Below are 16,043 nucleotides of genomic sequence, written 5' to 3' on the forward strand. Positions count from 1 at the left end.
GGATTTATGATATTTATTGGATTATCTTCAGATAGGATTTGGGAACCTTGACGCTGGCGGTCAAGATGTCCTTGATACGGATTACGACATACGTTTTATTGGACTCGACGGCTACTTCGCCCTCAACACCGCTGAGGTCACCCTTGACAACACGCACCCGGTCACCTACCACAAGGGATGCGTTGTCGAAACTGACACCGGCCGGATTCAAGTCCATTACGAACATAAAGTCCGACATCTGCTTGTCGGGAACGATAAGCATGGAACGGGTGAAAAGGTCTTTCATATAAAAAAGGCGGACACCATAGACATTGGAAAGGTCGCAGGCTGTCTGCTTGGTAGTATGGATAAAGACCAAATTACGGATTACAGGAACTTCACTGCGCTTGCGACGGTACTTCAACTGGGAAACCACAATACGGGTGGGAAGGTAGTAATCCACATCCAAATGCTCCTCAGACTTCAATTTGGCAAGGGATTTACATACTGCAAATTCCTGTTTGTCACGCGTACGGGCAGCAAACCAATATTTCTGTGTGTCAACCACTTAAGAATAATGTAATAAAGAGAAATCCTTCGGGTTCGGGTACGCTTCGCGGTTTGAACGAGACATCTGTTCTCGGTCAAACCGTATATGTTAGTTTAGCGTCTATAAAGTATTGCAAACGAATGAATTAAAAGCAAAAAGTGTTTTTTAAACGTTCGTTTAAAAAACGTCAATATTTCAGAATAGAGAACTATTGAAATACAGAAAAACAGATAGAAACTTCAAATAATATATAAAAAAAATAATTAACTGAGGTACAAATACTTAAACCCTATATTTCAATAACAGAGATAATATTTTTATTAAACACTTTGTTCATTTCAAAAATACCTCTTATCTTTGCGAACATTAAACGAACGTTTAAAAAACACTTTCTACATCCTTCAAACTCTTCTAAAAACAAACTATTACACATTTATTTTCCAATTATACTTTAATATAATTATACATGGAATTCCAACAATCTTTAAGTTGGAAAATTCAGAAAAAATTTCAAAAACAGTCATTATCCTGATTGTTAATCAAATTTCCTACCATTTACTTGCAGATGACTAAAAAATTTACGAATATTGCATATGAGTTTGGGGTTATAGTATTTGTAAAAATCAACGTTTTAGCTTTATTATTTCGCCAACATAATGTGTAACTAAAAACCGACAAAATGAAAGGACGTATTATGACTATCTGTTTCCTGCTGACAGGAGGACTGTTGGCAGGTTGTTCCTCTACCCCCAAAGTGCCCAAAGGTGAATTTCTTATGCAAGGAGAGCTGGCGAATGTACCGGACAGTACGGTAATTCGGCTATTGAAAGAAAACGGAAATCTACTCACAACCATCCAACAAGATACAGTAATCAACGGAAAATTCTCTTTCCAAGATACTATCAGCGGTGTAACCCCTAAAAAATTACTCTTACTATCCAATGATAAAGGATTCCCCGGCATGTGGCTGAATGTATGGATACAATCCGGAAAATACGTCCACATAACAGGAAATGACCGTCTCCTTCCTTTATGGAACGTCAGCAGTGACATAGCCCAACAAAAAGCATCCAATGATTTTATGGCTTTATGCCCCTCAGAAAGAAAACGCATTATGCAATGGATGGCTCAGGAATATGACCTGTTTCGGCTTGAAAAAGAACAAGGTCTTGACTGGAAAAAGATAGATTCCTTGCGTACATTGCGCAATCCATTGGACAGCCTTGTCTACATGGCCGAACTGAACTACATGAAAACAGCTCCGGTTACGCCTGTATGGCTGGACAAATATCAACTCTTTTGCTCATTTTTGCAATACAATCAGAAATTTGGCAATCAAGACTTAATCCGTTCACTCTACACACGCATGTCCGAAGCCGACAAGCAGACCGAAACAGGACAGCTTATTACTGCTTATTTAAATCTGCCGGAAGAGGTGAACGTGGGTGATGAAATGGTAGATGGTGATTTATACGATTTGGATGGAAATGTCCGCCACTTGACCGAGTTCAAAGGCAAATATATTTTATTGGATTTCTGGAGTCAGGGATGCGGTCCATGTGTACAATCGCTTTCCGAAATGGAAGAAATCACCGAAATGTATAAAGGCAGGATGGAAGTGGTAAGCATCAGTCAAGATCCCAAAGACGCATGGAAAAAGTTTATAGCCGAAAAACAGTTGAAAGGTAACCAATGGAATGAACTCCGCAAAGGAAGCACCAAACTCGGAGCCAGCTATCAAGTAAAAGGCATCCCTCACTATGTAATGATTTCGCCTGAAGGAAAGGTGCAACAGATATGGGCAGGCTACGGTAAAGGTTCTCTGAAAGCAAAAATGAAAGAACTGATAAAGTGAGAACGCTTCAGGCTCCACCCATAAAATTATTACAAGGTCACAAATATAAATATCCTCGGAAGAAGTCTGAACATCTTCCAAGGATATTTACATTTACGAACCGCCTTTATACCAACAGGCAGTTGAGAGTTATTTCTCTTTCAAGATATCGCGAATCTCAGTCAGCAATACTTCTTCCTTGCTTGGTGCAGGGGGAGCGGGCGGAGTGGCAGGCGCTTCTGTTTTTTTCTTCTCCGTCAATTTGGTTATCAGTTTAATAAACATAAAGATAGAGAAAGCGATAATGAGGAAGTCGAAAGTAGCTTGCAGGAAATTACCGTAATTCAACGTTACGGCGGCAATTTCCTTACCGTCCACCACTTCGGCAGGCTTCATCACCCACTTTAAGTCGGTAAAATTTACGCCACCTATCAACAAGCCCAAAGGCGGCATAATCACATCGGCCACAACAGAAGATACAATCTTGCCAAACGCACCACCGATGATGACACCGACAGCCATATCTACCACGTTGCCTTTCATGGCAAAAGCCTTAAATTCCTGTAAAAATGAACTTTTTCCCATCTTTTCAATTATTTAATTATGAATTTAAGTACGAATATAAAAACATTTTCTTACTTTTGCACCGCAATTCATAAAAGAAATGCAGAAAAAGTTTGAAAGTTTAATTTTAAACATTATAAAACCCTTAAAAGTTTAAACAAAATGATTAAAGTAGGTATTAATGGATTCGGACGTATCGGACGTTTCGTATTCCGCGCTGCAATGAAGAGAAACGATATTCAAATCGTAGGTATCAACGACCTTTGCCCGGTAGATTACTTGGCTTATATGCTGAAGTATGACACAATGCACGGTCAATTCGACGGTACTATCGAAGCTGATGTTGAAAACAGCAAGCTGATTGTTAACGGTCAAGCTATCCGTATCACTGCTGAAAGAAACCCGGCTGACTTGAAATGGAACGAAGTTGGTGCTGAATACGTAGTTGAATCTACAGGTTTGTTCTTGAGCAAAGACAAAGCTCAGGCTCACATCGAAGCCGGTGCAAAATACGTTGTAATGTCTGCTCCTTCTAAGGATGACACTCCGATGTTCGTTTGCGGTGTTAACGAGAAGACTTACGTTAAGGGTACTCAATTCGTATCTAACGCTTCTTGTACCACTAACTGTTTGGCTCCTATCGCTAAAGTATTGAACGACAAATGGGGTATCACTGACGGTTTGATGACTACTGTTCACTCTACAACTGCTACTCAGAAAACAGTTGACGGTCCTTCTATGAAAGACTGGAGAGGTGGTCGTGCTGCTGCAGGTAACATCATCCCTTCTTCTACAGGTGCTGCTAAGGCCGTAGGTAAAGTTATCCCGGCTTTGAACGGTAAACTGACCGGTATGTCTATGCGTGTTCCGACTTTGGACGTTTCTGTAGTTGACTTGACTGTTAACTTGGCTAAACCGGCTACTTACGCTGAAATCTGCGCTGCCATGAAGGAAGCTGCTGAAGGCGAATTGAAGGGTGTTCTGGGTTACACTGAAGATGCAGTTGTTTCTTCTGACTTCTTGGGTGATACTCGTACTTCTATCTTCGATGCTAAGGCCGGTATCGCTTTGACTGACACTTTCGTAAAAGTTGTATCTTGGTACGACAACGAAATCGGTTATTCTAACAAGGTTCTTGACCTGATTGCTCACATGGCATCTGTTAACTGCTAATATACAGTTAGAAAATAATAAAAAATAGGCGGCTTCTTTTATGAAGTCGCCTATTTTTTTTGCACATTTGCAGTTCAATTATTTTTTCTAACAAATCAGTTATGACAAGATTCAAACTTACGCTAATATTACTTTGCTTTATGACTATGATACAAGCCTCAAACCCTTTCTTTGAAAAGTATGCCACGCCGCACGGAACTGTTCCTTTCAACCTGATAAAGACCGAACATTATGCGCCTGCCATCCACGAAGGCATCCGCCGACAAAATGCAGAGATAGACGCCATCATCAATAACCCCGATGCGCCTACATTTGAGAACACGATAGTACCCTACGAAAAATCCGGAGAGCTGCTGCATCGTGTCAACACGGTGTTCGGCAATCTGCTCAGTGCCGAAACCGGTGATGAACTGCAGGAACTGGCACGTGAAATCATGCCGCTGATGAGCGAACATGAGAACAATATCAGTCTCAACGAAAAACTATTTGCACGCATCAAAGCCGTATATGAGCTGACGGACAAATCCGGACTTACTCCCGAACAATCCAAATTGCTGGAAGATATTTATAACGGTTTTGTCCGTAACGGGGCAAATCTGCAAGGAGACTCCAAAGAGCAATATCGCAACTTAAGCAAGGAGCTAAGCCTGCTTACTTTGCAATTCAGTGAAAACGCCCTGAAAGAGACGAACGACTACCGACTGGTGCTGACAGACAAGTCGCAACTTTCCGGCCTGCCCGAAAGCGCCATTGACGCCGCCGCAGAAGCCGCACAGGAAAAAGGCGTAGAGGGCTGGGTATTTACCTTGCACGCACCAAGCTACAGCCCTTTTATGACGTATGCCGACAATCGTGACCTGCGCCGCGAACTCTACATGGCATATAATACAAAATGCACGCACGATAATGCCTGCAACAATCTGGAAATCGTAAAGAAAATCGCCAATACCCATATGGCAATAGCCCAACTGCTGGGCTACGACAACTTTGCCGAATACAACCTGAAGGAACGAATGGCGCAAAACAGCGATGCCGTGTACAAGCTGCTGAACCAACTGCTGGAAGCCTATACGCCCGCTGCACAAAAAGAGTATGCCGAAGTACAGGCATTGGCACGCAGTGAAAAAGGAAACGACTTTATCCTTATGCCATGGGACTGGAGTTATTATTCTCAAAAGCTGAAAGACCGGAAGTTCAGTATCAACGATGAGATGCTCCGCCCCTACTTTGAACTGAGCAAAGTGAAAGAAGGTGTTTTCGGACTGGCAAGCAAGCTGTATGGCATCACATTCAAAAGAAATACGGATATCCCCGTCTATCACAAAGACGTGGAAGCTTACGAGGTATTCGACAAAGACGGTACATACCTTGCCGTACTCTATACCGACTTCCACCCCAGAGCCGGAAAACGTTCGGGAGCATGGATGACGAGCTACAAAGGACAGTGGATAGACGAGAAAAGCGATGAGAACAGTCGCCCGCACGTGTCTATCGTAATGAACTTCACCAAGCCTACGCAAAACAAACCTGCCTTGCTGACTTTTGACGAATTGGAAACTTTTCTGCATGAGTTCGGCCACAGCCTGCACGGAATATTCGCCAACTCCGCCTACGAAAGTCTGAGCGGCACAAACGTTTATTGGGACTTCGTGGAACTGCCTTCCCAGTTCATGGAAAACTTCGCCATTGAGAAAGAGTTCCTGCATACCTTTGCCCGTCACTATCAGACCGGTGAGCTCATCCCCGACGAACTGGTGCAACGCATTGTGGACTCTTCGAACTTCAACGCCGCCTATGCCTGCCTGCGCCAAGTAAGTTTCGGGTTGCTGGATATGGCATGGTACACACGCAATACCCCGTTTGAAGGAGACGTCAAAGCCTATGAGAAACAGGCTTGGGAGAAAGCGCAGATTCTGCCTGTTGTGGAGGAGACTTGCATGAGTACCCAGTTCTCGCATATCTTTGCCGGCGGATATTCTGCCGGATATTACAGCTATAAATGGGCGGAAGTACTGGATGCGGATGCCTTCTCCCTGTTTAAACAACGCGGCATTTTCAACCCGGATGTAGCCGACTCTTTCCGCAAAAATATCCTGTCGAAAGGTGGTACGGAACATCCGATGACGCTCTATAAGCGTTTTCGCGGACAAGAGCCTACCATAGATGCACTATTAATCAGAAACGGAATCAAGAAATGAAAGAAAAAATAAATATAAAAGTAATCGGCTGCTGCCTGATGATAATGACCATGTTTCTTGGCTTCAGCGCTTGCAACAACGAAGACGACGTAATGGAAATCTTCAACAACAAGACCTGGAAATTAGCCCGCATAGCCACCGAAAAAGGGAAGGAACAATTTTATCAGGGCTTGTGGAACAACGAAACAGAAGAGAAAGCCAGCCGTGAACTGCTCAAAGTAGAGGGAAACTTCACCTTAAACTTCAACTGCGCCGACGTGAACGGAGAAATATCCGGTACAGTCAACGCACATGCCGTAAAATCGAACATCAGCGATGCCACGCTGAGAATAGACGGCAAAGAACATAGCATAAAGATTAGCGGGAAAGTTATCGGTACGGAAAGCGATAAACTGGCAAAGGTATTCAACAATGGTGTGCTGAACGTATTCAAGTACGAAGGGGATATACATAATCTGACCCTCTACTTTAAAGACGGAAATACAACGAAAGTAATGGGATTTACAGCCCGCTAAATACAACTAAAGATATGGACGAGACTACGAAAAACAAACAAGAAGCGCTGGACAAGCGTTATATACGTATGGCAAGTATATGGGCGGAAAACTCCTACTGCCAACGCAGACAGGTAGGTGCACTCATCGTTAAGGACAAAATGATTATTTCTGACGGATATAACGGTACGCCTTCCGGCTTTGAGAATGTATGCGAAGATGAAAACAACGTCACCAAGCCGTATGTACTCCATGCCGAAGCCAATGCCATTACCAAGATAGCACGTTCCAACAACAGTAGCAACGGCGCCACAATGTACGTCACAGCTTCTCCCTGCATAGAATGCGCCAAACTCATCATTCAGGCAGGTATCAAACGTGTTGTATACTCCGAGAAATATCGTCTGGAAGACGGCATCGAATTGCTGAAACGCGCAGGCATTGAGGTGGTATTTGTTTCAGTTGAAAGTTAAGAGTTAAAAGTTGAAAGTTGAAACTCCGTGCGCAGCCAAATAGTAAATAGTAAATTGTAAAATAGTACATATCATTATGGGTACAAAGAACTCCTCCCGATTTACACCGCTTATCATCGCAATCAGCGTAGTAGCGGGTATCCTTATCGGAACGTTTTATGCCAAACATTTCGCAGGAAACCGTTTGGGTATTATCAACGGCTCGTCCAACAAGCTGAATGCCTTGCTGCGAGTGGTAGACGACCAGTATGTGGACAGCGTCAACATGACTGATTTGGTAGAAAAAGCCATGCCGCAGATATTGGCAGAGCTCGACCCCCATTCCACCTACATTCCCGCCCAGAAACTGGAAGAAGTCAACTCCGAACTGGAAGGCAGCTTCAGCGGTATAGGTATCCAGTTTACCATACAGGAAGATACCATACACGTAAACAGCGTGATACAGGGCGGTCCTTCCGAAAAGGTAGGACTTATGGCAGGCGACCGCATCGTCATGGTGAACGACAGCCTGTTCGCAGGCAAAGGACTGACTAACGAAAAAGCCATGCGCAACCTGAAAGGGCCTAAAGGCACCCAAGTGAAGCTGGGAGTAAAGCGCGCCACCGAAAAAGAACTGCTGGACTTCACCATTACGCGTGGAGATATTCCCCAAAATACGATTGACGCCGCTTATATGCTGAACGATGATTTCGGCTACATACAAGTCAGCAAGTTCGGGCGTACTTCACACGTGGAGCTACTGAATGCCATCGCCCAGCTGAGCCACCAGAAATGCAAAGGTTTCATCATCGACCTGCGCGGCAATACCGGCGGTTACATGGAAGCCGCCACACGTATGGTAAACGAATTCCTCCCGGAAGGAAAACTCATTGTATATACACAGGGACGTAAATATCCGCGCATGGAAGAATATGCCAACGGCACGGGCAGCTGCCAAAAGATACCGCTCGTGGTATTGGTGGACGAAGGCTCCGCCTCTGCCAGCGAAATTTTTGCAGGCGCCATACAGGATAATGACCGGGGAACTATCGTAGGACGCCGCTCCTTTGGCAAGGGATTGGTACAACAACCCATTGATTTCAGTGACGGTTCCGCCATTCGTCTCACCATCGCCCGCTACTACACCCCATCAGGACGCTGCATCCAGCGCCCCTACGAAAGCGGCAAGGACTCCAAATACGAAATGGACTGGCTGACCCGCTACGAACACGGAGAGTTCTTCTCGAAAGACAGCATCAAACTCGACGAGAACCTGCGCTACTCCACCGGATTGGGACGTCCCGTTTATGGCGGAGGGGGCATCATGCCCGATGTTTTCGTACCGCAAGATACAACCGGAGTTTCCTCCTATCTGATAGAGGTCGGCAACAAGGGATTGATTATACAGTTCAGCTTCCAGTACACCGACCGTAACCGTGCCAAACTGAGCGCTTTCGACAACGAACAGGATTTACTGAAATACCTGCGCCGCCAGGGTATCGTAGAGCAATTCATACGTTTTGCCGACTCCAAAGGGGTGAAAAGACGCAATCTGCTGATACATCGCTCCTACAAGCTGATGGAGCGAAACCTTTATGGCAACATCATCTACAACACGTTAGGCAAAGAAGCCTATATCCGATACATCAATGAGAGTGACGCTACCGTAAAGAAAGCATTGGAAATACTGGAACGCGGAGAAGCCTTCCCGAAAGCCCCGCTACAAACGGACCAAGAAGAAGAAAAGAACAAGAATGGAAAAGAAAAAAGAACTGCGCAAGCGTATGGCTCTGCTGAAGACCCTTCACAAATCTACCACTACGCATCAGTCACAGTCTGCTGAGATACTTGCCGCCCTCGAAGCACACCCGGCTTTCAGGGCGGCAAACATTATATTGCTGTACCACTCATTACCGGACGAAGTAGATACGCACGAATTCATCAGGAAATGGAGTACTGAAAAACAAATACTTCTGCCCGTCGTCGCAGGTAACGATTTGGAGCTTCGTGCCTATACAGGACCTACAGACCTTGCCGTTGGCGCCTACGGCATTGAGGAACCTACCGGAGCATTGTTCACCGACTATGCCGCAATAGACTTCATCGCCGTTCCGGGTGTAGCCTTCGACCGTAGAGGAAACCGGCTGGGAAGAGGAAAAGGATATTACGACCGGCTGCTTCCCCGCATACCGTCTGCCTACAAAGCCGGCATTTGTTTTCCGTTTCAAATCGTAGAAGAAGTTCCTGCGGAGCCGTTCGACATCCGTATGGATGAAATCATAACACTACAATGAAAACTAACTACCACGCTCATACCACACGCGGATACGCTGAAGATGATGCGAGGAGAAAGCAACGGGAAAGTATCACCGAAATATAATGTTAGTAATCACCTGCGCCCCTACGTGCCGGTTCAGGTTACGCACCAGCAAATCCCGCCCCATCATCAGCTCCTGACGGAGAGCGGCGGAGGTAAGATGCACGTACAGCACTTGGTTCTTAATATAAAGTTCGCGCGTATAGGAGGCGATAGTCGGTCCCAAAACCTCAGCCCACGAACTGATAAGCCGCCGCTCGTTCAGCGGAGACTCCAAACTTTCCTGTCGCAGGAAACTTCGTATCAGCTTCCCTATCTGTTCGGCATCATTCCGTTTCATCTCTTAATTTCCTCCTCATCGGTCAATATGGTGTTTTCCTCCATTTCCGAAACTTCGCCCTGCTCCACACGAAACATCTTATAATCGCTGCCTACCTTATGCAGGATACGGTCTAAATGTTCGCGGTTAGTATCCGTAATAAAGATTTGTCCGAAACTATCTCCCGCCACAAGTTTGATAATCTGTTCTACACGCGAAGCATCCAGTTTGTCAAAAATATCATCAAGCAACAGCAAGGGAACCGTAGCCCCTGTCCGTTTCAGGAAGTCGAACTGCGCCAGCTTCAAAGCCACCAGATACGTTTTGTTCTGGCCTTGCGAACCTTCCCGCTTGATTGGGAAATCACCCAACAACATATTCAATTCGTCTTTATGCACTCCGCGGAGAGAGAAACCCATAATCCGGTCACGCATACGGCTCTCCTTCAACACTTCCAGCAAGGAAGCATCACGGGCGTGCGAATCATAAGTCAACCCTACTGCCTCCTTATCCTGCGAAATAAACGAATAAAAAGACTGAAAAATAGGAATGAACTCACTGATGAACTCTTCCCGTTTACGGAACACCACTTCACCGGCTTGCGCCATCATCTCTTCCCACACCAGAAAAAGTTCCTCTTCTACCGGCATTTCATTTTTCAGCAATGTGTTTCGCTGCGCCAATGCCTTGTTGTAGCGAATCAACGCATCCAAGTATTCCTTGTCGTACTGTGAAATCACTACATCCATAAAGCGGCGGCGCTCGTCACTGCCTCCGTTTATCAATGCCGAATCGGCGGGAGATACCATTACCAGCGGCAAGAAACCGATATGGTCGGACAAACGCGTGTATTCTTTTTTGTTCCGCTTGAACTGCTTTTTCTGCCGGCGCTTCATGCCACAGTAGATTTCTTCCGGCGTACCGTCGGCTGCCTCGTAGAAGCCCTGAATAACAAAGAAGTCCGCATCATGCCTTATATTCTGCGAGTCGATGGGATTGCCCGCACTCTTACAGAAAGACAGGAAATAAACAGCATCCAGCAAGTTTGTCTTTCCCATTCCGTTCTGTCCGAAAAATGCGTTCAGCTTCGGAGAGAAAGCAAGCTCCGCTTGCTCCAGATTCTTATAGTTGAGTATAGATATACGTTTCAGTATCATATGGCGGCACATCTTTGGCTTTTCTGCACAAAGATAATGCAAAGCAAAATAATTCTGCGGTTTTGGGATGTAAAATAAAAAAAGATGCCGCTAAATTTCGTTGATAGCTATAAAAAACTTACTTTTGCGGGTCGAATCAGCTATTAATGAATAATAACAAAAAGAATATATAAAAAATGGCAGAACAAAAGAAGACGAACGAAGCCTTAAACGTGGAAGACGCACTGACACAATCAGAGGCATTTCTCATCAAGAACAAAAAGACAATTATCGGTGCTATTTTGGCTATAATCATTATTATAGCGGGTATAGTAATGTACAAGAACCTCTATGCGGAACCTCGTGAGGAAAAAGCACAGGCAGCCCTTTTCAAAGGACAAGAATATTTTGAAGCCGACGCTTTTGCAGAAGCCTTGAACGGTGACAGCATCGGTTATGCAGGTTTCATCAAGATAGCCGACCAATATAGCGGCACAGATGCAGCCAACCTCGCCAAAGCCTATGCAGGTCTTTGCTATGCACACCTTGGCAAGTTTGAGGAGGCTGTAAAAGCATTGGACAGCTTCGACGGAGACGACCAAATGGTAGCTCCCGCCATGAAAGGCGCTATGGGTAACTGCTACGCCCAACTCGGCCAACTTGACAAGGCATCTTCCATGTTGCTGAAAGCTGCCGACGAAGCCGACAACAACACACTCAGCCCCATCTACTTGAAGCAAGCCGGAGAAATCTTGGTTAAACAAGGCAAGTACGACGATGCTATCAAAGCATACACCTCTATTAAGGAGAAATACTTCCGTTCATATCAAGCTATGGACATTGACAAATACATCGAGCAAGCCAAGCTGCTGAAGAAGTAATTTGCACCTTATTATATAAATAAGATATTTCGAGCACGGATTACACGGATATACACGGAAGTCAAAACCGTGAGTGCCGTGTAATCCGTGCTCTTCTTTTTCCCTTCCCCCTATTTTTTAATTTTAAATTCTTAAACTTTAATTCATCATGGCTACAGCTTATCACAACCTTTCGGATTATGATTTCAACTCAGTACCCAGTGCAGAGAATATGAAATTCGGCATCGTAGTGTCCGAATGGAACTACAATATCACCGGCGCTCTCCTAAAAGGAGCTGTCGACACCCTAAAGAAGCACGGAGCAAAGGACGAAAACATCATGATAAAAACCGTACCCGGTAGTTTTGAATTAACTTTCGGCGCCAATCAAATTATAGAATACAGCGAAGTTGATGCCGTAATTGCAATTGGTTGCGTAGTTCGTGGAGATACGCCGCATTTTGATTACGTCTGCATGGGTGCAACGCAAGGAATCACTCAATTAAACGCAAGTGGCGATGTTCCAGTGATTTACGGATTAATTACCACCAATACAATGGAACAAGCCGAGGATCGCGCAGGAGGAAAATTAGGAAATAAAGGTGATGAATGTGCAATTACTGCGATAAAAATGATAGATTTTGCTTGGAGTTTACAAAAATAGTCGTATCTTTGCACCGCAATTGAGAAACAAAGCTACTTAAAAAGAGATTTAAAGTAGTTCTCGATAGCAAAAGGGCAAATACCAGAGTGGCCAAATGGGGCAGACTGTAAATCTGCTGGCTTACGCCTTCGGTGGTTCGAATCCATCTTTGCCCACTAAAATTGCGGAAGTAGCTCAGTTGATAGAGCATTAGCCTTCCAAGCTGAGGGTCGCGGGTTTGAGCCCCGTCTTCCGCTCTTAATGAGAACCTTGATAGTTAAGCAATTAACTGTCGAGGTTTTCTGCTTTTAAGAGGTTACTACAAGCATAGATTTAGGCGGTTTCAGGGGGCATATGTAAACCAAGACGTAAACCGAAATCGAATGGTCTCTAAAAAGTATATTCAGAAAATCATTCCTGATAAACAAAGTTACAACAACAAATGTTAGAGTTCAACCCTGAACAAAACAAAATGTGACAACAGAGCCACCTATCAATGAGATACCTTTTCATAAGTCAGGACTATTTACTTGATATTTTGCACAATTTTGTTGCAAATTCTGTAACTTTATCGTACCTTTGTACCTTGTAATGCAACCATAACAAACATAGATTATGAGAACTTGGAATTTATTGTTATTAAGTATTTTATGTATGAGTGTCGTTAGTTGCAGCAATGACGTATATAATCCGGAAAATGACCATCTGCAGAGAACGACAGACTTGCAAGTGCCACAATCTTTTGATTGGAACAGTACACATATGGTAAAATGCGATTTTAGCGCACCTGTGGACTGTATAGTGGATATTTATGGGGATGAAGCCTGTAAAGAAGGTTTGGCGACATATTTAGTCGAGGCAGCCAAAGAGAACTTGATTACTTTAGAACTCCCTGTGAGTAGTGAAAGTTTCTATGTGCAATATGCAACAACAAGCGGATTGCAAGTTCAGAAAGTTGCGATACCCGTAACGCAGACAAGAGCCGAACAACAGATTGGAATACGTCTGCCAGAAGAAGTGGAAGAATATAGAGGTAGTTTTATTGGTGCAAATTCATATTCCTCTTCCCCTTCTGAACATGGATTTGGAACGTTGATGTTTGAGGATTTATATCCGGCATTGGGCGATTACGACTTTAATGACTTTGTCGTGCAATACAACACAACTGTAAAATATCCTTCAGGGGTTATTTCTGGAAATTTTATTGATGGCAGAATAATAATCAAACTGAAATTGCAGGCTATTGGCGGTACTTTGCCTTATCAATTAGCTTTGGAATTGAGCAAGGTACCAGCTAAGATGATAAGTGATAATATTGAAATTAACGCGGAGCAAGGTTTAGGTATGCAATTACTAAATAAAGGCTCTAACGCTCCCGCCGTATTGCTTCTTACCGGTACAGAAAATCTGAAAGACAAAGGCTATTTTAATGTCCTGCCTCAATCAGATGTACGGCCAATGCCCAGTTTGACTTGTACTATCAAATTAAAAGCTGGATTTATGGAAAGTGAGCAAGAAAAAATAATAAGAGAATGTTATAGCAACCATGCAGAGGCGTTTAATTTCTTCCTTCGTAATAGCGCTACCGGTGAAGAAATCCATTTAAAAGGATACCCAACCAGTAAGCTTTATACAGGCAGCGTAAAATGGGCTGATTATCACAATGATAAAAATTTTGTATGGGGGATTAAGATTCCTGCAAAAATTTCGCATCCTATTGAGAAAATAGATATTAAAGATGCTTATCCCCAATTTGCATCATGGGTAACCAGTGGTGGAAAAAATGCTAAAGAATGGTATAACAATAGCGTGGCAGATAAGGTTGTTCCCATAAAATAAATAGAGCGATTATAATATAGACATAAATTAAAAGACTATGGTACCAAAAGCCGCATGAGAAATGCGGCTTTTTTCGTGTAAAGCCTATAATGCCTATTAGTATGTAGCACATAACACGACTGATTTTTATACTGTCGGCAGATTTTTATCAACGGTAAAACGAACGGGGCAAACTACGAATGATATAGAAGTGAAACCTCCTGCATTCTTTTCTTGAAGCTGAACTATATATCAGCTTGATTATACCAAAAAATAATGAAAACTTTAAGATTAATCGGATAACCAAAGCATCTACCATATCAGAAGATGAACCCGATGTTAACTCCAATACAATATATATTACACTTCAGATGCAATAAAGCCCCCTTTTGAAAACAAACAAAGGATACCTGATACTTTTTGATGCAACACTCGGAATTGATATGGACGAAATGGATTTTGCATATTATGCAGATTTACCGGGAATAGCAACTAAGAATTTGCCAATTCTGAATACTTTTAAATCCGTCTTATCTGAAGATACGATAGATTTCTCATGAGAACAGACAGCATTTGAAGCAATTCATTTGCTGTCTGTTTTATAATGATAATGCAGCAAGGAACGTTTTAGTAAATCTCCGGCAAAGATTTACTAATTCTTTGCCGGAGATTTACTAAAACGCCGGAAAGGTTTCTGCAAACAGATAAAATATCTATAGCTTTATATTTTGAGATATAAGAAAGTATTATCTTTGTCCGATTTTTAGTTGTAAAACCACAATATCTATTGCAAGACAACAATTTAACTGCAAACGACAAATGAACGTGAACATTCCTTCCCGTCAGAACATATTTCGTGAGATGCGGGATTATCTAATGATTGCCTTAGGCATGATTATGTATGGCATCGGGTGGACGGTATTCCTGCTTCCCAACGACATCACCACAGGCGGTGTACCGGGTATCGCTTCACTGGTATATTTTGCAACGGGGCTACCGGTACAGTATGTTTATTTCGGCATCAACTTCCTGTTGCTACTGCTCGCCATCCGCATTTTGGGGTGGAAGTTCAGCATCAAGACAATCTTTGCCGTCTTTACCCTGACTTTCTTTCTGCCCGTCATTCAGCAACTGACAGCCGGCGTCCAACTGCTGCACGACCAGCCTTTCATGGCATGCGTCATCGGCGCGTCTTTCTGTGGCGGCGGCATCGGCATCGCTTTCTCCTCGAACGGAAGTACGGGCGGTACGGATATTATAGCCGCTATCATCAATAAATACAGAGACATCACGCTGGGACGGGTGATGCTGATTTGCGACCTTATCATTATTTCTTCCAGCTACTTTGTGCTGAAGGACTGGGAAAAAGTGGTATACGGTTATGTCACCCTCTACATTTGCAGCTTCGTACTGGACCAAGTGGTGAACAGCGCACGCCAGTCCGTACAATTCTTCATCATCAGCGAAAAATACGAAGAAATAGCCAAGCATATCAACGTATATCCGCACAGGGGCGCAACGGTAATCAATGCGTCCGGATTCTACACCGGCAAGGAGATAAAGATGCTGTTTGTCCTTGCCAAGAAGCGGGAATCGACCATTATCTTCCGGTTAATAAAAGATATAGACCCGAACGCCTTTGTATCGCAAAGTCAGGTAATCGGAGTGTACGGAGAGGGATTCGACAAGATTAAGGTGAAGTAATC

Annotated in this window: 16 protein-coding genes and 2 tRNA genes; 14 read left to right on the top strand and 4 right to left on the bottom strand. The window is 43.7% G+C overall.

Translation table 11 applies throughout. The features are described 5' to 3' along the window. Nucleotides 1-13: 13 nt before the first annotated feature. Nucleotides 14-547 carry a UpxY family transcription antiterminator gene (locus tag KG118_RS01950; protein ID WP_117711174.1) on the bottom strand — a complete coding sequence of 178 codons (534 nt, stop codon included), beginning with the start codon at nt 545-547 and terminating at the stop codon, nt 14-16. 661 nt (nt 548-1,208) lie between these two features. On the opposite strand from KG118_RS01950, the gene KG118_RS01955 reads away from it, so the two are divergent. Continuing rightward, nucleotides 1,209-2,384 (top strand): TlpA disulfide reductase family protein, encoded by a 1,176-nt coding sequence (locus KG118_RS01955; protein WP_117711173.1) that lies wholly within the window; start codon nt 1,209-1,211, stop codon nt 2,382-2,384. 129 nt (nt 2,385-2,513) lie between these two features. Here the strand turns inward: KG118_RS01955 and mscL are convergent, their stop codons facing one another. Continuing rightward, nucleotides 2,514-2,948 carry a large-conductance mechanosensitive channel protein MscL gene (gene mscL / locus KG118_RS01960; RefSeq protein ID WP_117711172.1) on the bottom strand — a complete coding sequence of 145 codons (435 nt, stop codon included), beginning with the start codon at nt 2,946-2,948 and terminating at the stop codon, nt 2,514-2,516. Between the two features lie 141 nt (nt 2,949-3,089). Between mscL and gap the strand changes: the two genes are divergently transcribed. The 6 genes from gap to KG118_RS01990 all read left to right on the top strand — a co-directional run bounded on the left by gap (nt 3,090) and on the right by KG118_RS01990 (nt 9,538). Continuing rightward, a complete protein-coding gene (gene gap / locus KG118_RS01965) occupies nt 3,090-4,100 on the top strand; it encodes a type I glyceraldehyde-3-phosphate dehydrogenase (protein WP_009122556.1) in 1,011 nt (336 codons plus the stop codon). Between the two features lie 140 nt (nt 4,101-4,240). After that, entirely contained in the window at nt 4,241-6,298 is a 2,058-nt protein-coding gene (locus tag KG118_RS01970; protein ID WP_117711171.1) for a M3 family metallopeptidase, read from the top strand. Further along, nucleotides 6,295-6,813, top strand: coding sequence for a DUF4847 family protein (locus KG118_RS01975; protein WP_117711170.1), 519 nt, complete (start codon nt 6,295-6,297; stop codon nt 6,811-6,813). Before KG118_RS01970 ends, KG118_RS01975 begins: the two co-directional genes overlap by 4 nt. 14 nt (nt 6,814-6,827) lie before the next feature. After that, entirely contained in the window at nt 6,828-7,265 is a 438-nt protein-coding gene (locus KG118_RS01980; RefSeq protein ID WP_117711169.1) for a dCMP deaminase family protein, read from the top strand. 76 nt (nt 7,266-7,341) lie between these two features. Continuing rightward, a complete protein-coding gene (locus KG118_RS01985; protein ID WP_117711168.1) occupies nt 7,342-9,087 on the top strand; it encodes a S41 family peptidase in 1,746 nt (581 codons plus the stop codon). After that, nucleotides 9,029-9,538 carry a 5-formyltetrahydrofolate cyclo-ligase gene (locus KG118_RS01990; protein ID WP_233514873.1) on the top strand — a complete coding sequence of 170 codons (510 nt, stop codon included), beginning with the start codon at nt 9,029-9,031 and terminating at the stop codon, nt 9,536-9,538. Before KG118_RS01985 ends, KG118_RS01990 begins: the two co-directional genes overlap by 59 nt. A 72-nt stretch (nt 9,539-9,610) precedes the next feature. Here KG118_RS01990 and KG118_RS01995 read toward each other — a convergent pair whose 3' ends face one another. Then, nucleotides 9,611-9,901 (bottom strand): DciA family protein, encoded by a 291-nt coding sequence (locus tag KG118_RS01995; RefSeq protein ID WP_009122563.1) that lies wholly within the window; start codon nt 9,899-9,901, stop codon nt 9,611-9,613. Beyond that, on the bottom strand, nt 9,898-11,037 hold the full coding sequence (recF, locus tag KG118_RS02000) for a DNA replication/repair protein RecF (RefSeq protein ID WP_117711245.1): 1,140 nt from the start codon (nt 11,035-11,037) through the stop codon (nt 9,898-9,900). Before recF ends, KG118_RS01995 begins: the two co-directional genes overlap by 4 nt. 176 nt (nt 11,038-11,213) lie before the next feature. On the opposite strand from recF, the gene KG118_RS02005 reads away from it, so the two are divergent. The 7 genes from KG118_RS02005 to KG118_RS02035 all read left to right on the top strand — a co-directional run bounded on the left by KG118_RS02005 (nt 11,214) and on the right by KG118_RS02035 (nt 16,041). Next, complete coding sequence (locus tag KG118_RS02005) at nt 11,214-11,897, top strand: tetratricopeptide repeat protein (RefSeq protein ID WP_117711166.1); 684 nt, start codon at nt 11,214-11,216, stop codon at nt 11,895-11,897. A 148-nt stretch (nt 11,898-12,045) separates the two neighbouring features. Next, entirely contained in the window at nt 12,046-12,540 is a 495-nt protein-coding gene (gene ribH / locus KG118_RS02010) for a 6,7-dimethyl-8-ribityllumazine synthase (protein WP_009122566.1), read from the top strand. Nucleotides 12,541-12,612: 72 nt separating this feature from the next. Continuing rightward, nucleotides 12,613-12,695: transfer RNA gene (locus tag KG118_RS02015), tRNA-Tyr, on the top strand. 8 nt (nt 12,696-12,703) lie between these two features. Further along, nucleotides 12,704-12,776: transfer RNA gene (locus tag KG118_RS02020), tRNA-Gly, on the top strand. 358 nt (nt 12,777-13,134) lie between these two features. Beyond that, the gene (locus KG118_RS02025) at nt 13,135-14,358 is read left to right on the top strand and encodes an LruC domain-containing protein (RefSeq protein ID WP_117711165.1); all 1,224 of its coding nucleotides are present in this window, start codon (nt 13,135-13,137) and stop codon (nt 14,356-14,358) included. A gap of 368 nt (nt 14,359-14,726) precedes the next feature. After that, nucleotides 14,727-14,897, top strand: coding sequence for a hypothetical protein (locus KG118_RS02030; protein ID WP_158560990.1), 171 nt, complete (start codon nt 14,727-14,729; stop codon nt 14,895-14,897). 259 nt (nt 14,898-15,156) lie between these two features. After that, nucleotides 15,157-16,041 (top strand): YitT family protein, encoded by an 885-nt coding sequence (locus KG118_RS02035; RefSeq protein ID WP_117711164.1) that lies wholly within the window; start codon nt 15,157-15,159, stop codon nt 16,039-16,041. Nucleotides 16,042-16,043: the final 2 nt, after the last annotated feature.

The organism is Bacteroides propionicigenes (assembly GCF_018390535.1).
Classification (GTDB): Bacteria; Bacteroidota; Bacteroidia; order Bacteroidales; family Bacteroidaceae; genus Bacteroides; species Bacteroides propionicigenes.